The sequence below is a fragment of the Pseudoalteromonas 'SMAR' genome (assembly GCF_048515945.1).
GTDB lineage: Bacteria > Pseudomonadota > Gammaproteobacteria > Enterobacterales > Alteromonadaceae > Pseudoalteromonas.
This window is the reverse complement of sequence record NZ_JBLWMW010000003.1, coordinates 19742-38899: the sequence shown is the minus strand read 5'-3', so window position 1 is coordinate 38899 and position 19158 is coordinate 19742. Positions and strand designations below refer to the sequence as shown.

17 protein-coding genes are annotated in these 19158 nt (G+C 45.1%); 4 read left to right on the top strand and 13 right to left on the bottom strand.

The genetic code is table 11. From position 1 onward, the window contains the following. The first annotated feature begins 176 nt into the window (after positions 1-176). Positions 177-620 (top strand): DUF4826 family protein, encoded by a 444-nt coding sequence (locus tag ACNKW2_RS02285; protein WP_419147103.1) that lies wholly within the window; start codon positions 177-179, stop codon positions 618-620. Here ACNKW2_RS02285 and ACNKW2_RS02280 read toward each other — a convergent pair. The 8 genes from ACNKW2_RS02280 to cspD form a co-directional block, all read right to left on the bottom strand. After that, positions 604-1062, bottom strand: a complete 459-nt coding sequence (locus ACNKW2_RS02280; protein WP_419147102.1) for a GNAT family N-acetyltransferase — start codon at positions 1060-1062, stop codon at positions 604-606. The genes ACNKW2_RS02285 and ACNKW2_RS02280 overlap by 17 nt on opposite strands. A 136-nt stretch (positions 1063-1198) precedes the next feature. Further along, a complete protein-coding gene (locus ACNKW2_RS02275; RefSeq protein ID WP_419147101.1) occupies positions 1199-2386 on the bottom strand; it encodes a JmjC domain-containing protein in 1188 nt (395 codons plus the stop codon). 73 nt (positions 2387-2459) lie between these two features. Next, positions 2460-3830 carry an adenylosuccinate lyase gene (gene purB, locus ACNKW2_RS02270; RefSeq protein ID WP_419147100.1) on the bottom strand — a complete coding sequence of 457 codons (1371 nt, stop codon included), beginning with the start codon at positions 3828-3830 and terminating at the stop codon, positions 2460-2462. 66 nt (positions 3831-3896) lie between these two features. Beyond that, the gene (gene hflD, locus ACNKW2_RS02265) at positions 3897-4499 is read right to left on the bottom strand and encodes a high frequency lysogenization protein HflD (RefSeq protein WP_336566488.1); all 603 of its coding nucleotides are present in this window, start codon (positions 4497-4499) and stop codon (positions 3897-3899) included. Further along, entirely contained in the window at positions 4499-5599 is a 1101-nt protein-coding gene (mnmA, locus tag ACNKW2_RS02260) for a tRNA 2-thiouridine(34) synthase MnmA (protein WP_419147099.1), read from the bottom strand. Before mnmA ends, hflD begins: the two co-directional genes overlap by 1 nt. A gap of 125 nt (positions 5600-5724) precedes the next feature. Then, positions 5725-6417 (bottom strand): pseudouridine synthase, encoded by a 693-nt coding sequence (locus ACNKW2_RS02255; protein ID WP_419147098.1) that lies wholly within the window; start codon positions 6415-6417, stop codon positions 5725-5727. A 108-nt stretch (positions 6418-6525) separates the two neighbouring features. Further along, a complete protein-coding gene (locus tag ACNKW2_RS02250; RefSeq protein ID WP_419147097.1) occupies positions 6526-8745 on the bottom strand; it encodes an NADP-dependent isocitrate dehydrogenase in 2220 nt (739 codons plus the stop codon). Positions 8746-9257: 512 nt separating this feature from the next. Beyond that, positions 9258-9476 carry a cold shock domain-containing protein CspD gene (gene cspD / locus ACNKW2_RS02245; protein ID WP_336566484.1) on the bottom strand — a complete coding sequence of 73 codons (219 nt, stop codon included), beginning with the start codon at positions 9474-9476 and terminating at the stop codon, positions 9258-9260. A gap of 200 nt (positions 9477-9676) precedes the next feature. Here cspD and clpS point away from each other — a divergent pair, with 200 nt between their 5' ends. Together clpS and clpA are read left to right on the top strand one after the other, a co-directional pair. Further along, on the top strand, positions 9677-9994 hold the full coding sequence (gene clpS, locus ACNKW2_RS02240) for an ATP-dependent Clp protease adapter ClpS (RefSeq protein WP_419147096.1): 318 nt from the start codon (positions 9677-9679) through the stop codon (positions 9992-9994). Positions 9995-10022: 28 nt separating this feature from the next. Then, positions 10023-12287: an ATP-dependent Clp protease ATP-binding subunit ClpA gene (gene clpA / locus ACNKW2_RS02235; protein WP_419147095.1), complete on the top strand. Its 2265-nt coding sequence runs from the start codon at positions 10023-10025 to the stop codon at positions 12285-12287. A gap of 606 nt (positions 12288-12893) precedes the next feature. Here clpA and infA read toward each other — a convergent pair. The 4 genes from infA to trxB form a co-directional block, all read right to left on the bottom strand. Further along, positions 12894-13112, bottom strand: a complete 219-nt coding sequence (infA, locus tag ACNKW2_RS02230; RefSeq protein WP_058029687.1) for a translation initiation factor IF-1 — start codon at positions 13110-13112, stop codon at positions 12894-12896. A gap of 256 nt (positions 13113-13368) precedes the next feature. Then, entirely contained in the window at positions 13369-14085 is a 717-nt protein-coding gene (locus ACNKW2_RS02225; protein ID WP_419147094.1) for an arginyltransferase, read from the bottom strand. Next, positions 14078-14794, bottom strand: a complete 717-nt coding sequence (aat, locus tag ACNKW2_RS02220) for a leucyl/phenylalanyl-tRNA--protein transferase (RefSeq protein ID WP_419147093.1) — start codon at positions 14792-14794, stop codon at positions 14078-14080. The genes ACNKW2_RS02225 and aat overlap by 8 nt, the downstream gene beginning before the upstream one ends. An 89-nt stretch (positions 14795-14883) precedes the next feature. Further along, the gene (gene trxB, locus ACNKW2_RS02215; protein ID WP_419147092.1) at positions 14884-15834 is read right to left on the bottom strand and encodes a thioredoxin-disulfide reductase; all 951 of its coding nucleotides are present in this window, start codon (positions 15832-15834) and stop codon (positions 14884-14886) included. Between the two features lie 283 nt (positions 15835-16117). Between trxB and pssA the strand changes: the two genes are divergently transcribed. Continuing rightward, on the top strand, positions 16118-17443 hold the full coding sequence (pssA, locus tag ACNKW2_RS02210) for a CDP-diacylglycerol--serine O-phosphatidyltransferase (RefSeq protein WP_419147091.1): 1326 nt from the start codon (positions 16118-16120) through the stop codon (positions 17441-17443). 39 nt (positions 17444-17482) lie between these two features. Here pssA and asnB read toward each other — a convergent pair whose 3' ends face one another. Next, positions 17483-19156: an asparagine synthase B gene (gene asnB / locus ACNKW2_RS02205; protein ID WP_419147090.1), complete on the bottom strand. Its 1674-nt coding sequence runs from the start codon at positions 19154-19156 to the stop codon at positions 17483-17485. Between the last annotated feature and the right edge of the window lie 2 nt (positions 19157-19158).

Here is a 19158-nt window from a genome sequence, read left to right as displayed (position 1 = left end):
TAAGCCTAACCAGTTAAAGTCGCTTTTAAACTAAGGTGATAAGCTGATACATCGCGGCTCAATTGGCGGTTATGATAAAATCATTGGCAGTTGAGATACATCAAAGCCGTGAAGTTTATCATTACACACAAATGGGCACTCTATAGCAACAAAATAATAAAAACTAGGAATCCACAATGAGTGAAGAGCAAAACCAGCAACCAGCATTAACACCAGAGCAGCAAAAGGAACGCTCTATCCAGTGGCAGCGTCAGTGTATTCAAACAGCACAGAAGCACTTGGCTGACAAGGGGGTTCTACCAGATGCTATCATCGAAAAAGAATGTCGATATATAGAACCACTTGTCGCACTATGGAAAATCAAAGGGCAAAATGGCAAGCGCTATTGGGTAGTAACAGGGAATCTGCCTACTGATCACGTGGAGTCTACCGCTGCGACAACACCGCGCGATGCACTTCGTCACTTTAGCCTTAGCTGGCAAATGAAAGCTGAAGGAATACTGTCAGTTAAGCCAATTGATAAAACCCAAGCTGACTTCGCAAATTTACTCATCAATCGAGCGCATGGACTTTACGAGCTATACAGCAACGATGAGCTTTGGGCTAGTGAAGCATCGTAAACGGTTCTACTTTTAGACTTTGAACTGGGCATCTCAGGCGCTGTCTTGGGATCCCAGCTTCCATAAAAACATAGCCGTATTCAGAAAACCCTGACTGCACAAACTCAGGCACTTCATCGAGTATACACTGAATAAAAATTTCATCATGGCCCTTGTCTTTAGCAAGTTCAATCAGACCTTCAATGAGTGATGAATAGGCATCTCGATTTCGGTGAGAACGGAAGATAGCGATACGACTTAATAACCCGTCGCTGCAAAGCCTTCCGGTGCCCACAGGTCCATCATCGTCATCAATAATAATAAGGTGTTCGGCCGTTATGTCTTGCTGGTCGAACTCAACTTCTTTAGGAATATGAAGCTCGCAAACAAACACCCGTTCGCGGATCGCTTTGAGCTCCCGTTTTCTATTTTGCCAGCTTACACGACTTACTCTATAACACATACTGCCCCCATTTACAGACCGTAATCCCTGTTATGTGACAAGCTAGAGCTTATGCAAGGCTTTTACCAAGGCAATTTAGGTAATAAGCCTGCTATTGTAATTTTTGTTGAGCACGACTCTCTTGTTCTAACAGGCTCTACTCCCAGCCCTCGTCAAATTCGGCCATGGCTGTATCGCCGTCATCAACGAAGTAGGACCCATCATTAATTAGTCTAGTTAACGTTTGTTTAAATTCCAAGCAAGAAAGGGCTTCTTTTATTGCTATTAACTCAAATGTTGTGGTGTCGGTGAGCTGTTTAACGGCATTAAGATGTTGCGCTGGTAAACTAAAATTGTCGCCATTAACACTGAGTAAGATTACTTTATCCACTTGCTGGTAGATGGCCCTTACACCGCCTGCACGAGTAATCAAAGGGTTTTCTGTCAGCCAAGTATCCAGTTCAGTGCTACTAATTTGCGGCTCCAGTGGTGCTAAATCCATTTCATGCTTTGGCTCGCTTAGGGTTTTACCTATCCACTCGGTTAAGCTGTGTTGATCCTCAAGCAGTTGCTGTAACAGCTGCTTTATTTGCTGGCGATCGTCTTTATTGACCTCACCAACAGAGTGGCGTGGAAGCAGATCTGGATCGCTGTAACGCAACTGACCTGCTTCGTTATCGATAATATGGTCAGCAAAGCTGGAGATGAGATCTTTTTGGTCTGGCGCGCGAAAGCCAACGGAGTAATTTAAGGCATTTTCTACCGCGTAACCTTCATGGGGGCAAGCCGGTGGAATATACAAGATATCGCCGGGCTGTAAAATCACATCAATGACGGCATCAAAGGCTTCAACTTGTAACAGGCTTTTGTTTTGCGCAAATTGTTTAAGCTTGTCGTCACGTAAGCCAACGCGCCAATGACGCTTTCCTTGCCCTTGGATAATAAACACATCATATTGGTCAAGGTGAGGGCCTACGCCGCCGCCTGGAGTGGAAAAGCTAATCATCAAATCATCGATACGCCAGTTTGGAATAAATCGAAATGGCTCGAGTAATTGCGCCGCGGTAGGGTGCCAATGATCGACCGCTTGCACCAGCAAAGTGCTGTTGCTTTCACTGAGTAAATCAAACTCGGCAAAGGGGCCGTGATGTGCTTGCCATTGGTTATCATGGTTATTAACAATGCGCGATTCAATACACTCTTCGGTTGCTAGGCCTGCCAACTCTTCCGGTGTGATTGGGTCGGCAAAGTCGCTAAAGCCTTGTTTGATTAGCAGTGGTTGCTTTTGCCAGTAGTGTTGTAAAAACTCTTCGCGAGTGAGGTCATTAATGTTTAATTGATACATAGCGCATTCCATAAAAAAAAGCGAAAGAGGGCACTCTTTCGCTTAGTTTTAGCATAATAACGTAGCTTGAGCGTTAGTTTAGCTCATCGATGAAAGCTTCAGCGCGGCCAATGTAATTTGCCGGCGTCATTTCCTTCATTTGGGTTTTAACCGCATCCGGTAGCTCAAGGTTATCGATAAATTCAGCCATAATAGTCTGGTTTACTCGTTTGCCTCGAGTTAGGTCTTTTAATTTTTCATACGGCTTTTCGATGCCGTATTTGCGCATCACGGTTTGGATGGGCTCTGCAAGCAGCTCCCAGTTGTCGTCCAATTCCGCCAGTAGACGGTCGGCATTTACTTCTAATTTGCTTACGCCTTTTAAGGTCGCTTGATATGCGATCAACGCATAACCCATGCCCACACCCAAGTTACGAAGAACTGTTGAGTCGGTAAGATCACGTTGCCAGCGTGAAATAGGAAGCTTTTGCGCTAAGTGGCCGAAAATGGCATTGGCGATACCTAGGTTGCCTTCAGAGTTTTCGAAGTCAATAGGGTTCACCTTGTGCGGCATCGTTGATGAGCCAATTTCACCGGCAACCGTTTTTTGCTTGAAGTGGTTCAAGGCAATATAGCCCCAAACATCACGATCAAAATCGATCAGAATGGTGTTGAAACGAGCAATAGCATCGAATAATTCGGCAATGTAGTCGTGTGGCTCAATCTGCGTGGTGAAGGCATTCCAAGTCAGGCCAAGGCTGGCAACAAAACGCTCACTGTGCGCATGCCAATCATACTCTGGGTATGCACTTAGGTGGGCGTTGTAGTTACCTACCGCGCCGTTTATTTTACCTAGTAACTGAACGTTGGCAATTTGTTGGCGCTGACGTTGCAGACGTACATAGACGTTGGCAAATTCTTTACCCATGGTAGATGGTGACGCAGGCTGACCGTGGGTACGAGTCATCATTGGTACTGATTTGTATTCCACCGCTTTGGCTTTAATCGCAGCGAGTAGTTCATCACAGTAGGGTAGTAATACTTTATCGCGTGCTTCGGTTAGCATTAAGCCATGAGACAGGTTGTTAATGTCTTCAGAAGTACAAGCAAAGTGGATAAACTCATTGACGGCATTAAGCTCTGCGTTATCGGCCACTTTTTCTTTTAATAAGTACTCTACGGCTTTTACGTCGTGGTTGGTGGTGCGCTCAATTTCTTTTACTCGAGCCGCATCGGCTTCACTGAAGTTATCAACGATGCTATCTAGTAGGGCGTTGGCTTCATCACTGAATGCCGGCACTTCGGCGATGGCATCGCTACTGGCGAGTGCTTGCAACCAACGTACTTCGACGATCACACGGTATTTAATTAAACCATACTCACTGAAAATACTTCTCAGCTCGGTGGTCTTGCTACCATAGCGACCATCTACAGGAGAGATAGCGGTTAACGCTGAAAGCTCCATAATAACTCCTAACAATTTGTAATGAACGATACTTTAATTGGCAGCAATGACTTGCTACCACAATGGTTATAGATAACTTTTGGCGGCGTGAATGATTTTCTTTTTGGCAAAAAAGAAATGCCTGCGTTTTCCGCCTAATTGCCGCCACAATACCGCACTGCGGATCCCGGCGAGCAATAATGCTCGGATCTTTTGTTGAGTGCTGGTTTGTTTGAGTAATTCGGGTTTACCAAATACTTGAATTTTAGGTCCTAAAGGACTGATAACTTCGCCGTAAACGTCGGCTAGTGAAGCAATGATTTGGCTTTCACAAATATCAAAATGGAGCAGTTGACGCTCAACACCTTGAAGTTTTTGTGCCAGTAAATCCAGTGCTCGTTTATCACTGCTGAGAACGCGCTCAAGTTGCATCATGGCACCGACATATTTAACCATTTCAACGTCTTTTTCACCGCCGGCAGAAAGTTGCGCGATTAACGTTTTGCAGCCATTTTGTATGGCACTGCGATCTGGGTAAACATCTTCAGGACGTTCTGGCGTAGTATTAAGAATACTTTTTAGTAAGCCTTCTACTTCGTGTTCGTTGAAGGTGCCGTAACGGGCGCACTTTTGCACCAGTTTACTAATTTGGCACATTGCAGCGAGAGGCATCACAGACTGGTTTTGCATTATTTGATCACCGACTCAATAATACCACCACCTAGGCAAACATCCTCGGCATAAAATACCGCAGATTGACCCGGCGTTACTGCTTTTTGCGGCTCGTCGAATAGCACTCGCGCCATACCGTCTTGACCCACTAACAAAGTACAAGGGATGTCAGTTTGGCGGTAACGGGTTTTCACCGTGCAACGGGTGGTGCCTTGCGGCCCAACTCGATCAACCCAATGCAATTGGCTGGCATTTAAGCCATTACTGTATAGCCGAGGATGGTTTTTACCTTGACCCACTACTAATACGTTGCGTTCAATGTCTTTGTCGACCACATACCAAGGCTCACCATTGCCTTCTTTGAGGCCACCAATTAATAGGCCTTTACGTTGGCCAAGTGTGTGATACATCAAGCCTTCATGTTCGCCCACAGGATTGCCTTCGCAGTCTTCAATAGTGCCTGGTTGTGCGGGTAAATACTTAGCAAGAAAGTCTTTGAATTTACGCTCACCGATAAAACAAATACCGGTTGAGTCTTTTTTATCATGAGTAATAAGTCCTTGCTCTTCAGCGATTTTACGCACTTCTGGCTTTTCAATTTCACCAACAGGGAACAAGGTTTGGGCAATGTGCTCATGACTTAAGGTATAGAGAAAGTAACTTTGGTCTTTGTTGTTGTCTTCACCACGCAACATCACAAACTTGCCATCGCGCTCAGCACGACGCACATAGTGACCGGTGGCGATATAATCCGCACCTAAAGCTTCAGCTGCAAATTGCAAAAAGGCTTTAAACTTAATCTCTTTGTTGCACATGATATCGGGGTTAGGTGTGCGACCAGCTTTATACTCTTCGAGAAAGTGCTCGAAGACGTTATCCCAATACTCGGCGGCAAAATTAACGGTGTGCAGCTCAATACCAAGCTTATCGCAAACGGCTTGTGCGTCTTTTAAATCCTCGGCAGCAGCACAATATTCATCATTATCGTCTTCTTCCCAGTTTTTCATAAACAGGCCTTCAACCTGGTAGCCTTGCTGTTTTAATAAGTAGGCTGAAACTGAAGAATCTACCCCGCCGGACATGCCAACGATGACTTTAATGTGACTATTATCGCTCATAATTTCGCTTTAAATTTAAATGCTCTAATTGAAAGCGCTTATTATACCCAAGTCTGCTTAAAATGCACGCCCACACTGACTGCGATCATGGCCATGGGCGGCATCGCTGAGCTGCGGGGAGCTGCTTACAAAGGTTTAACGACTCGGTAATCGCCATTGCCTAAATCGTCAAGCTGATAAGGGCCTATGGTAGCGCGGATCAAACGCAGGGTTGGGTAACCAATGTGCGCCGTCATTCTTCTAACTTGACGATTACGACCTTCTTTAATAGCAATGCATAACCAGGTAGTGGGAATATTTTTTCGTTCCCGGATCGGTGAGTTACGTGGCCAGACGTTGGGCTCGCTCATGACCTCAACTTGGGCTGGCAACGTGGGGCCATCCTTTAAGGTAACGCCATCACGTAACGCTTGCAGGTCTTGTTCACTGGGCTCTCCCTCTACTTGCACCCAATAGCTTTTATAGGTGGCTTTTTTCGGAGCAGTAAGGCGGTTTTGTAATTTACCACAATTGGTTAGCAGCAATAGACCTTCACTGTCTCTATCGAGTCTGCCTGCGGCGTAAACGTCTTTAATATCAATAAAGTCGGCAAGCGTTTTACGCTGTTGATCATCGCTAAATTGGCACAACACGTCATATGGCTTGTTAAACAGCACCACTTTGACTTGCTCTGGAGGCAAAGCCGGTTTAACGGCTCTGCGAGGCTTGCTAAAACGGCCACGGTTAGCTTTGTGCGGGTTGTGAGTGCGTTTTTTGTTTGGGTTGTTGCGGTGTTGCGAAGTCATGGTGTTTCTTTGTGAGCCAATGATACCAGTCATTCTATCGCATCAAGCCAGGTGTACAAAGGCATAACCGCGGCTGCGATTGTGCATAAGGGACAAAAAAGGCGGCACTATGGCCGCCTTAAGCTGATTTCATTCACCTGATTACAGTGAAGCTAAGATTTGGTTGAATACCTGAGATGGACGCATTGCAGCGAATGCTTTGTCATCTTCTGGCTGGTAATAACCACCCACATCCATTGCTTGGCCCTGAGCTTCATTCAGTGCCGCCACAATGTCAGCTTCTTTTTCAGTTAGCTCTGTTGCAACACTAGAGAACTTCGCTTTAAGCTCAGCATCTTGGTCTTGTGCTGCCAGCTCTTGTGCCCAGTAAAGCGCTAAATAGAAGTGACTACCACGGTTATCCAGCTCTTTTACTTTACGTGATGGTGACTTGTTCTCATCTAAGAACTTAGCCGTTGCCGCATCTAGTGTATCGGCCAGAACTTGTGCCTTAGCGTTGCCGGTGTTTTGACTTAGGTGCTCAAGCGATGCCGCCAGTGCTAAGAATTCACCCAGTGAATCCCAGCGTAAGTGGTTTTCTTTTTCAAACTGTTGCACGTGCTTAGGTGCAGAACCGCCAGCACCGGTTTCGAACAAACCACCACCATTCATCAGTGGTACGATTGAAAGCATCTTAGCGCTGGTACCTAGTTCAAGAATTGGGAATAAGTCCGTTAGGTAGTCACGCAATACGTTACCAGTTACTGAAATCGTGTCTTCGCCTTTTTTCATGCGCTCTAGTGAGTAAAGGGTCGCTTCCACAGGGGCTTTGATTAGGATCTCAAGGCCATCCGTGTCATGCTCAGGCAAGTAAGCGTTGACTTTCTTGATTAGCTCAGCATCGTGTGCACGGGCTTCGTTTAACCAAAATACAGCAGGTGTATTAGTTGCACGAGCACGGTTAACCGCAAGCTTCACCCAGTCTCTGATTGGGGCATCTTTTACCTGACACATACGCCAGATATCACCTTCTTCCACTTGGTGCTCAAGTAAGGTATTACCTGCGCTATCAACAACACGGATAGTGCCGTCTGCCGGTGCTTCAAAGGTCTTGTCGTGAGAGCCATACTCTTCGGCTTTTTGTGCCATCAAGCCAACGTTTGGAACGGTACCCATAGTACGTGGGTCGAATGCGCCGTGTTCTTTACAGAAGTCGATAGTGGCTTTATAAACACCAGAATAACAACGATCTGGGATCACAAACGCAGTATCTTGTTGCTTGCCTTCGGCATTCCACATTTGACCGCTTGAGCGGATCGCAGCTGGCATTGACGCGTCAATGATAACATCGCTTGGAACGTGTAGGTTTGTAATACCGCGGTCTGAATCAACCATAGCAATATCAGGTGCTGTGTCATAAACGGCACTTAGGTCCGCTTCAATTTCTTTGCGCTTGGCGTCGTCAAGTGTTTCGATTTTAGCATACACATCGCCGATACCGTTGCTAGGATCAACGCCAATCTCTGCGAAGGTTTCGGCGTGTTTAGCAAATACGTCTTTGTAGAATACTTTCACCGCGTGACCGAAGATGATTGGGTCCGATACCTTCATCATGGTGGCTTTCATGTGCAGTGAGAAAAGAACGCCTTTGTCTTTGGCTTCTTGTACTTGCTCAGCTAAAAATGCTTGAAGTGCTTTAGCGCTCATGCGCGAGCCATCAATGATTTCACCAGCAAGCAGCGGCGTGCTTTGTTTTAATACGGTCACGTCGCCGTTGTTGGCAACGTGCTCAATGCGTACGTCTGTCGCTTCTGCAACCGTCACAGACTGCTCAGAACCGAAAAAGTCGCCATCTGTCATTGACGCAACGTAAGACTTAGAGTCTTTTGACCATGCGCCCATTGAGTGTGGGTTTTTGCGAACATAGCCTTTAACCGATGCCGGAGCGCGACGGTCTGAGTTACCTTCACGAAGTACAGGGTTAACTGCGCTGCCTTTAATTTTGTCATAGCGGGCTTTGATCTCAGCTTCGGCCTCGTTTTTCGGTTCAGAAGGATACTCTGGCAGAGCATACCCTTTGGCTTGTAATTCTTTGATGGCTGCGCGCAGCTGTGGAATAGAAGCACTGATATTAGGAAGTTTAATGATATTGGCTTCAGGTGTTTTAGCTAAATCACCAAGTTCTGCAAGGGCATCAGCGATACGCTGATCTTCTTTTAGATGCTCTGGAAAAGTGGCGATAATTCGACCTGCTAATGAAATATCGCGGGTTTCTACCTCGATATCAGCAGGTTTTGTGAATGCTTGGATGATAGGCAGTAGCGAATACGTCGCCAGTGCTGGTGCTTCATCTGTTTTGGTATAGATAATTTTCGATGTCATCATCATTCCTAGATAGTTGTGGGCATGTCGCCATTCAACGTTTGCTAAGGTGTTGCTAGGCACCGTGGAGCCTAAATGGCAAAACGGTTGTCTACCAGAAGCCGAGCTTCTAGCAACAAGGCATAGCATTAGCAAGTTTGTTAGGTATTGTTACTTGTTATTAGAGGCACAAATCACCGTATATAATCGATGTTCGTTTGCCGCTATTGGTTATCAAGTTTGTGCTATGACAGCCTTAAGCAATACATTTAAGTAGCATTGTTGGCATAGTCATAGGCCATAATACGGAAGTATTAACAATATCTAACCAACCTGAAGCTGGATTTGCAAGACGTCCATTAGTCTAACAGTCTTTGCATATGGGGGCTAATTATTAAATTTAAAGTATAAAAGTGAAAAGTTATAGATATTTTCGTTATGAGGAACTAAAAGTAAAAAAGAACTGCGAACAGAGGAGGGAGGTGAAGCGAGCACGAACGTAACCCGCTTTAGCCAATTAAACTACAAAGTCATTACACAATATCTTCCGTAATAGGAGCGATATTAGTGGCATGCAGCCCTTTGGGGCCTTTTTGTAGTTCGAATGATACATCCTGACCAGCTTTAAGCGTCTTGTATCCATCCATTACAATCGTTGAGTAATGAGCAAAGATATCTTCGTCACTGCCGTCTTCTACGATGAAACCAAACCCTTTGGCGTTATTGAACCATTTGACTTTTCCGCAAGCCATACTTCTACATCCTTCTATAAGTTGACTAAATTTAAGTTAATCTACTCTTTTAATTTTGCTAGACTGCCCATAGATTAAACAGTCAAGATTTACTGTAGTTTAAATGAGCAAGCAGTCAAGTATTTTGCTCTTTTTTTTAACATTTTATTTATTTCTCAATTCTATTTGCTTGAGTATATAAGACAAGACTATATTTAATTATGAGTGGGACAAAAGAATCGGGTGTTGTAGACGCCGTTCGCGAGACTGAAAAGCAAAAGCTACAGCCGCCGCGAAAATACAAAGTGATATTGAACAATGATGATTACACGCCCATGGATTTCGTTGTCGAGATACTGACGACATTTTTCAATATGGATAGCGAAAGAGCAACTGAGGTGATGCTGGAAGTACATCACAAAGGGAAAGCGGTATGTGGAATATACCCTGCGGATATAGCCCATACCAAGGCTGAGCAGGTAAACCGATATGCTCGTGACAACGAGCACCCGCTGCTCTGTAGTTGTGAGCAGGAATGACCTATAAATTTCTTGTTGGGGGTTGCCAATGCTAAACAAAGACCTAGAACTTACTCTGAACGCTGCGTTTCGCGAGGCGCGGTCACGTCGTCATGAATTTATGACGGTTGAACATTTACTACTTGCATTGATCGATAACCCCTCTGCTAGTGAAGCGCTAGATGCCTGCGGTGTTGATATGGAAACACTCAAGCGCGAATTATCAGAGTTTATTGATGAAACCACACCTGTTATTCCAGATCTGGAAGAAGACAGAGAAACACAACCTACGCTTGGTTTTCAGCGCGTCTTACAACGCGCGGTATTCCATGTGCAGTCGTCTGGGCGTTCCGAGGTAACCGGAGTGAACGTGCTGGTGGCGATTTTTTCTGAGCAAGAAAGCCAAGCGGTGTATTTACTTAAAAAATCAGACGTTAGCCGCTTAGATATTGTTAACTTTATCAGTCATGGTATTTCAAAAATTGAAGACGACCATGAGCAAGACGATCATGAAGACATGCATGATGAAAGTGGCGATATGCAACAAGAGGAAAAGACTAAGTTAGAAAACTTTACCTCTAATCTCAATGCCATGGCACAAAGCGGCCGTATTGACCCCTTAGTGGGCCGTGATGAAGAAGTTGAGCGCACCGTACAAGTGCTGTGTCGGCGCAAAAAGAACAACCCATTATTGGTTGGCGAGGCCGGCGTAGGTAAAACCGCTATCGCCGAAGGGCTGGCGTACCGTATTGTTAACGAGCAAGTGCCTGATGTTATCGCTGAGGCCGTGGTGTACTCACTAGATATGGGAGCACTGCTGGCTGGCACCAAATACCGTGGTGACTTTGAAAAGCGCTTTAAAGCGCTACTAAAAGAGTTGCAAGCGAAGCCTCAGGCGATTTTGTTTATCGATGAAATTCATACCATTATTGGTGCTGGCGCGGCTTCGGGTGGGGTAATGGATGCCTCCAACTTGATTAAGCCATTGCTTTCCAGCGGCCAACTTAGATGCATGGGCTCCACCACGTATTCTGAGTTTAAAAACATCTTTGAAAAAGACCGTGCTTTGGTGCGTCGCTTTCAGAAAATCGATGTGGTTGAGCCAAGTGTTGCAGACACCACTAAGATTTTGGCCGGCCTAAAAGAACGCTATGAAGAGCATCATGGTATTCGTTACACGCAAAAGGCGCTAAAAGCAGCTGCAGAGCTAAGTGCCAAATACATCAACGAACGCCATTTGCCGGATAAAGCCATTGACGTTATTGATGAAGCAGGGGCAAACCAACGCTTGCAGCCAAGTTCAAAGCGTAAGAAAACCATTAACGTCGCCGATATTGAAGCGATTGTTTCTAAGATGGCCCGTATTCCACAGCAAAGTGTTTCATCCAGTGACAAAGAGACACTGAAAAACCTTGACCGTAATTTGAAGATGCTGGTGTTTGGTCAAGATGAGTCGATTAATGCACTCACATCAGCCATTCGTTTATCACGTTCTGGCTTGGCCAATGAAGACAAACCGGTAGGCTCGTTCTTATTTGCAGGCCCAACCGGTGTGGGTAAGACGGAGGTTACTAAGCAGTTGGCTAAGTGTATGGGCATTGAGTTTATTCGCTTTGATATGTCGGAATACTCCGAGCGCCATGCCGTGAGTCGCCTAATTGGTGCGCCTCCGGGCTATGTTGGTTACGAACAAGGTGGTCTATTAACCGATTCAGTGATCAAACATCCCCATGCGGTGGTATTGCTTGATGAAATTGAAAAAGCCCATCCAGATATTTACAACATTCTGTTGCAGGTGATGGATCATGGCACCTTAACCGACAACAATGGCCGCAAAGCAGACTTTAGAAATGTGGTCTTGGTGATGACCACCAACGCCGGTGTGCAAGAGACCGTACGCCAGTCTATTGGTTTCCAACAGCAGGATTATTCTCACGATGCCATGGTTGAAATCAATAAGGTGTTCACCCCAGAATTTAGAAACCGTTTAGATAACATCATCTGGTTTAACCACCTTGAGAAAGAGGTGATTTTACAAGTGGTGGATAAATTCATTGTTGAACTCCAGGCACAGTTGGATAAAAAGTCAGTTAACTTAGAGCTAACCACCAAGGCGCGCGACTGGCTTGCTGATGCCGGTTACGACAAGGCTATGGGCGCACGACCTATGGCACGTGTCATTCAAGACAGCGTTAAAAAACCATTGGCCAATGAAATCCTATTTGGCAAGCTAGCCGATGGCGGTACGGTTAAGTTGGATGTCAAAGACAACAAGCTGTCTTTTGACTATCAGACAGAGGCCGTTTCTGCATAGTAGCGCTGCAATCTTGATTGATTAATCTGAAAAAGTTAAAGCCCAGTGAACACTGGGCTTTTTTATTGTCTGATACCAATTCGCTTAATTAAGTGGTCTATTTTGAGGCAAGGAAATTTCGTCGATAACAAGGCAAAAATTTTGCTATTTAGTTGTTCTAAATAAGAAATTTTTAACGCAGTTAGCGTCAAATTTACTCCCTCAAATTGAGCAAGTATTAATGCGGATTGGTATGAAATTCTATTGCCAAGCCGTATTCAATGGCGGAACAAAAGCTGAAAAACTCTGTCGTGTCTACATGATGATCTAAGTTTTCTATGCAAAATAACACGAGAGTATTTATGGCTATTCATTTGCAACCACTAATCGAGTCAGACGGGTAAGAGCACTTGGCTATGCTCGGCAAAGTGAGCGGGTATTAGACAACAAAAAGCCCAGCATAACTGGGCTTTTCGTGGTATCAAATGTTATCAGGAACACTTGATTTGATTCGTTCGTAGTCTACTCGGTATTGCAATATAGCCACGCTATACCTAAATAACTTCAGTGTTCTGAGGTTTCTTGGGTATCAGTGTGATACTGCGAGTAGTAATCTACATACGCAGATTAACGAGCGCGGAAGACAATGCGACCTTTCGTTAGATCGTAAGGCGTCATTTCAACAGTTACTTTGTCACCAGTCAAAATACGGATGTAGTTTTTACGCATTTTGCCAGAAATATGAGCAACAACAACGTGACCGTTTTCTAGTTCAACACGGAACATTGTATTTGGTAGTGTATCAAGGACCGTGCCTTGCATTTCAATTACGTCTTCTTTCGCCATGTGTAGCGTATCACCTCTTGGTTAAATTAATCGAAGCAGATTTTGCCCAAAAGCGGGGGATAAGTAAAGTTACCAGCCGTTTTTTTGTTAATTATTAGCAAGCGATGAGCGTAACAACAGCTATATCGCCGCTTTTATCACATGCTATACAGCGTAACTGTGATTTTTAACGGTACAACAATCTGCGAATGCTGCATTATAGCACAATAAATGCGTTTAACTAATCTCAAACGCATGGAAGCAGGGCAAGCGCAAGCTAACTTTTTTGCACCGCGGTCCAACTATCGTTCACCAGCATTTCTGCGGGTAAAAATTGCGTTTTGTATCGCATTTTTCGACATCGATTAATTTGATAACCGAGGTAAAGGTAGTCTTTTTGTTGTTTTGCTGCGTGTTCAACCTGTGCCATGATCATAATGGTGCCTAAGCTTAGGTGTTCATAATCAGGGTCAAAAAAAGTGTAAATGGCAGACAGAGCATTTGGCATCGAATCGGTCACAGCGACGGCGATAAGCTTGTCGTGGTGCCATAGCTCGATAAACATAATGTTCATCCAACGACAAAATAAAAAACTTTCGTATTGCACCCGATTGGGCGGGTACATACTACCATCTTGATGGCGTAAACTAATGTAGCGCTCATACAATGGGTAATACTCATGACGTTCTTGGTGGCTGACTGTGATGCGATAACCGTCGCTATTTAGCTTATTGCGTTTGCGCTTTTGAGACTTGCTGGGTTGGAAGTGTTTTGCCAACACTCTCACCGATTGGCAGGCGTGGCAAGAAGGGCAGTGAGGACGATAAATTTGGTCGCCACTACGACGAAAACCCAGACCTAACAATTGCTCAAATTTATCGGCTTGATAACAACTTGGATCCAAGATAACCAAGAGTTGCTCTTGTTGCTCGGACAGGTAGCTACATGCAAACTGCTGGCTCAGTCCAATTTTAGAGGGAAAGTGCTCATTCATAGATATCTTTCAACTCCTGAGGCTGCCACATGGAGGCAGGAGGGACAAAGTCCTCCGCTTTTTTAAGTCTAGCTAAAAACTCTTCTCTTGGTACAACTTTTAACCCCAAACTTCGCAAATAGGGGTTTTCGAGTTGGCAGTCAATAAAGCAGGCCTGATGCCTTTTTAACCAGTTAACTAACGCCCACATAGCAAGCTTAGAGGCATTGGCTGTATGATGAAACATCGACTCGCCGCAAAACACCCCAGATTGCATAATGCCATACAAGCCACCCACTAAGCGTTGTTGTTGCCATATTTCCACACTGTGGGCTAAGCCGTCCCGATGCGCTTGTTGATAGGCGTGTAACATTTTGCTGGTGATCCAAGTCCCTTCACTGTCGATTCGCTGCTGACGACAGGCATGGATCACTTGCTCGAATGCTGTATTAACGGTCACGCGAGGCTGTAATTTACGCTGCGCTTTACGCAACGTTTTACCACAATGAAAATCACTAAGCTCTAATATTCCACGTTCACTTGGGCTCCACCACATCAAGGGTTCCCCCTCACTAAACCAAGGGAAAATACCATTGCGGTAGGCATTTTCTAGCCTCTTTACGGTTAAACAACCGCCAACGGCAAGTAAGCCATCGGGTTCTTTAAGGGCAAAATGATTGGGCGGAAAGTTGAAGTTATCTGGGGTTAAGTGAAACAGCTGCTGAGTCATTTGGGCATGGGCTTAGTGATTACTGCCCATCACTATAGCAAATTATTGTCATCAGGAAAGCGGGCCACAGAACTGGCCCGAACAATTATTTATAGACCGTCTAAGAAACGCTCTGCATCCAGAGCTGCCATGCAGCCTGTGCCGGCAGATGTGATGGCTTGACGATAGATGTGATCAGACACATCACCGGCAGCAAACACACCTTCAACACTGGTTTGTGTGGCATTACCATTAAGGCCTGATTGCACGATGAGGTAACCGTCTTTCATTTCCAGTTGGCCTTCGAACATGTCGGTATTTGGCTTATGACCGATAGCAATAAATACACCTGCTAAATCGAGCTGTTCAGTGGCGTCAGATTGAGTGTCTTTAATGCGGATACCATTTACGCCCATGTCATCGCCAAGCACTTCGTCTAGGGTACGATTAAGGTGCAGTACAACATTGCCATTTTTGGCTTTTTCCATTAACCGATCAGATAAAATCTTTTCACTGCGGAAAGAGTCACGACGGTGAATTACGTGTACTTCTTCTGCAATGTTTGAAAGATACAATGCTTCTTCCACTGCCGTATTACCGCCACCCACTACGGCGACTTTCTGACCGCGGTAGAAGAAACCATCGCAAGTTGCACATGCTGATACACCGCGACCTTGGAAAGCCGTTTCAGACTCCAGTCCTAGGTATTTAGCCGATGCACCGGTTGCAATGATTAATGCGTCACAGGTGTAAGTGCCTTGGTCGCCAGTTAACGTGAATGGGCGTTTAGATACGTCCACTTTGTTAATGTGATCGAAAACAATTTCCGTTTCAAAGCGTTCAGCATGCTCTTTCATACGCTCCATTAACGCCGGGCCAGTTAGGCCGTGGGCATCGCCCGGCCAGTTTTCTACTTCTGTGGTGGTGGTTAACTGACCACCTTGCTGCATACCGGTAACCAAAACTGGGTTTAAGTTGGCACGTGCTGCGTATACCGCGGCAGTGTAACCCGCAGGTCCAGAGCCTAAAATCAAAAGTTTGCAGTGTTTTGCATCGCTCATGTGTTTTTCCTAACTAATCTAATTCATGCTATTACGCAAAAGTTTGTTCGATTCTATTTAATTCAATAGCGAAGTAAATAAAAAATCGTAATCCGATTTTCTTTAAATAAGCCAGTTGTCAAAATAACTGTACTGTTTGTTTAGTTCCTGTACGAGAAGTCAGCAAAACACAGGTACAAAGGCAAAAAACATCAGTAATTCATGACCTCAGGATATTTTTTTGTTATGTTTTAGAGAATTTTGTTTTGCTATCTTCGATGATGGTCTAATTGAAAAGGTAAATATGGCATTTTGGGCAGGATACCCAGGATTTGGGCTAAGTGCGCAGCACTGCGAGGTTTTAACTGATGCTAAGCAATATCATCAGACGCTGCTTAAGCTAATTGCAGCGGCCGAGGAGCGAATTTACATCACCGCACTTTATCTACAAGACGATGAAGCAGGTCAGCAGGTGCTCAATGCATTACACGCTGCTGCTCGGAAAAATCCTAACCTTACCGTTAAGGTGCTGGTCGATTTTCATCGCGCTCAACGGGGGCTTATTGGGGCGGAAAAGTCAGAAGGCAATGCCAAACTTTATTGTGATTTACACGAGAAACTAGGCACTCAAGTTGAAGTGTATGGGGTGCCAGTTAAAGCCAAAGAACTGTTTGGTGTGTTGCACTTAAAGGGTTTTGTGATTGACGATACCTTACTTTACAGCGGCGCTAGCTTAAATAATGTCTACTTGCACCAGGGTGAAAAATACCGCTTAGATCGTTACTTTGTGATCAAACAGCGGCAACTGGCCAATAGCTTTTGTCATTTTACTGATTCGGTATTGATAGCGTCTGATGCCGTACCAAGGTTAGATAAACGCCCACTGCCTAAGTTGCTCGACATTCGCACTGAACAAAAGCAGCTTATGAAGCAGCTGAAAAAAGCCAGTTATGATCTCAGTGAAGCAGATAGCCACACAGGTTTAACCATTAGGCCATATTTGGGCTTTGGTCGCAGAACCAATAAACTGAACCGGTTAATTAAAGCCTTATTTGATACCACCGAGCAGGAATTGGTGCTTTATACGCCGTATTTTAACTTTCCAGCCCCATTACTACGCTCGCTGCGCCGTTTACTCAAACAAGGCAAAAAAGTTACGATTGTGGTAGGGGATAAAACCGCTAATGACTTTTATATAAGCCCGGAACAACCGTTTAGCCGCATTGGCGCGTTGCCGTATTTGTATGAGACCATCTTGTATAAGTTTATAAAATCACAACGCCGTTTTATCGCCTCGGGTGATTTAAACGTGTACCTGTGGCAACACGATAACCACTCATTCCACCTCAAAGGTGTGAGTAAGGATGGCACTACACACCTAATGAGTGGTCACAACTTAAACCCCAGAGCGTGGGGGTTAGATATTGAGAATGGCATTCTGATAGAAGATCCTGAGCAAAGCTTATTGGCACAAATTGAAGCGGAAAAGCAGGCCATTCTTCGCCATTGTCGGCGATTAACGTCTCATGAAGACTTAGAAACCCTAGCAGATTATCCTGCGCCGGTGAAAAAGCTCTTAGGTCAGGCCAAGCGAGTCAAAGTAGACTTTATTATCAAACGCTTTATCTAAGTGTAACGACTGAGAGAGTTCCTCTCAGTCGCCATTATGCTATTTTTGTGGTTTGTAAGCATCATTGTGTGAGCTGGCCGCACGGCCTGATGGGTCGGCATTATGTTTAAACGCCTCATCCCATGCCAGAGCCTCAGGTGTCGAGCAAGCCACTGATTTGCCAAATGGCACACACTTGGCGGCAGCATCACCGGGAAAGTGCTCAGTAAAAATAGTGCGATAGAAATACGCTTCTTTGCTGTCTGGGGTGTTAATCGGGAAGCGATAATGGGCATTTTGTAAGTCGACATCACTCACTTGTTGCTCCACATATTCTTTTAGCGAGTCTATCCAAGAATAGCCCACACCATCAGAAAACTGTTCTTTTTGCCGCCACAGCACATCATCCGGTAGATAACCGTCGAAGGCTTCACGAATGATATGCTTCTCGATACGACCGTCCTTGCACATCTTATAATCCGGGTTGGTGCGCATGGCGGTGTCGACAAACTCTTTATCTAAAAAGGGCACCCGTGCCTCAACGCCCCAAGCGGCCATCGATTTATTGGCACGCAAGCAGTCAAACATATGCAGCTTAGAGACCTTGCGGTTTAGCTCGTTGTGAAACTCTTCTGCGTTAGGGGCTTTATGAAAATAAAGGTAGCCTCCAAACAATTCATCGGCACCTTCACCAGAGAGCACCATTTTTATGCCCATGGCTTTGATGTAACGGGCCATTAAGTACATAGGTGTTGACGCTCTTACCGTAGTGACATCGTAGGTTTCAAGGTGGTAGATGACTTCTTTAAGTGCATCTATGCCTTGTTGCACGGTAAAATGGATCGGGTGGTGAACGGTACCTATCTGATCTGCGACCTTTTGTGCTGCGGCTAAATCCGGAGAGCCTTCCAGACCAATGGAAAAAGAATGCAGTTTTGGCCACCAAGCGTCACTGGCATCGTTATCTTCAATTCGTTTCGCAGCAAACTGCTGGGTAATGGCCGAAATTACTGAGGAATCAAGACCACCAGAAAGCAACACACCGTAGGGAACATCACACATCAGTTGTCTTTTCACTGCCGCCTCTAAACCTTGCTTGACATCAGCAACCGCGGCGGGATTATCCTTTACCGCGTCATAGGATTGCCAGTCACGCTGGTAGTAGGGACGTGGTCCTCCTTCTTTGGAATACCAATAATGGCCAGGGGGGAACTCTTCAATGTGGCTGCAAATTGGCGTTAGTGCTTTCATCTCACTGGCAACATAGAGGTTGCCAGTTTGATCGCGACCAGTGTAAAGCGGAATAATACCAATGTGGTCACGGCCAATTAAAAAAGCATCTTGCTGTTCATCGTATAAACAAAAAGCAAAGATGCCGTTGAGGTCATCTAAGAACTCCGGCCCTTTTTGCTTATACAGTGCCAAGATAACTTCGCAGTCTGACTGGGTTTGAAATGTGAACGGCACAGTGAGTGACTGAGCTAATTCTTTGTGGTTATAGATCTCGCCATTGACCGCCAGAATATGCGTTTTTTCAGGGTTATAAAGTGGTTGAGCGCCACTGGAAACGCCCACAATCGCCAAGCGTTCATGGACTAAAATCGCCTTATCGGATGAATATACCCCAGACCAATCTGGTCCACGGTGGCGCAGTTTTTTTGACATTTCGATGGCTTGCTCGCGCAGCCGAAGTGGGTCGGACTTAATATCCAGCACACCAAAAATTGAACACATAA

Coding starts and splice junctions, on each gene's coding strand:
- ACNKW2_RS02285 (WP_419147103.1), top strand. CDS start 177: ATGAGTGAAGAGCAAAACCAGCAACCAGCATTAACACCAGAGCAGCAA.
- ACNKW2_RS02280 (WP_419147102.1), bottom strand. CDS start 1,062: ATGTGTTATAGAGTAAGTCGTGTAAGCTGGCAAAATAGAAAACGGGAG.
- ACNKW2_RS02275 (WP_419147101.1), bottom strand. CDS start 2,386: ATGTATCAATTAAACATTAATGACCTCACTCGCGAAGAGTTTTTACAA.
- purB (WP_419147100.1), bottom strand. CDS start 3,830: ATGGAGCTTTCAGCGTTAACCGCTATCTCTCCTGTAGATGGTCGCTAT.
- hflD (WP_336566488.1), bottom strand. CDS start 4,499: ATGCAAAACCAGTCTGTGATGCCTCTCGCTGCAATGTGCCAAATTAGT.
- mnmA (WP_419147099.1), bottom strand. CDS start 5,599: ATGAGCGATAATAGTCACATTAAAGTCATCGTTGGCATGTCCGGCGGG.
- ACNKW2_RS02255 (WP_419147098.1), bottom strand. CDS start 6,417: ATGACTGGTATCATTGGCTCACAAAGAAACACCATGACTTCGCAACAC.
- ACNKW2_RS02250 (WP_419147097.1), bottom strand. CDS start 8,745: ATGACATCGAAAATTATCTATACCAAAACAGATGAAGCACCAGCACTG.
- cspD (WP_336566484.1), bottom strand. CDS start 9,476: ATGGCTTGCGGAAAAGTCAAATGGTTCAATAACGCCAAAGGGTTTGGT.
- clpS (WP_419147096.1), top strand. CDS start 9,677: ATGAGTGGGACAAAAGAATCGGGTGTTGTAGACGCCGTTCGCGAGACT.
- clpA (WP_419147095.1), top strand. CDS start 10,023: ATGCTAAACAAAGACCTAGAACTTACTCTGAACGCTGCGTTTCGCGAG.
- infA (WP_058029687.1), bottom strand. CDS start 13,112: ATGGCGAAAGAAGACGTAATTGAAATGCAAGGCACGGTCCTTGATACA.
- ACNKW2_RS02225 (WP_419147094.1), bottom strand. CDS start 14,085: ATGAATGAGCACTTTCCCTCTAAAATTGGACTGAGCCAGCAGTTTGCA.
- aat (WP_419147093.1), bottom strand. CDS start 14,794: ATGACTCAGCAGCTGTTTCACTTAACCCCAGATAACTTCAACTTTCCG.
- trxB (WP_419147092.1), bottom strand. CDS start 15,834: ATGAGCGATGCAAAACACTGCAAACTTTTGATTTTAGGCTCTGGACCT.
- pssA (WP_419147091.1), top strand. CDS start 16,118: ATGGCATTTTGGGCAGGATACCCAGGATTTGGGCTAAGTGCGCAGCAC.
- asnB (WP_419147090.1), bottom strand. CDS start 19,156: ATGTGTTCAATTTTTGGTGTGCTGGATATTAAGTCCGACCCACTTCGG.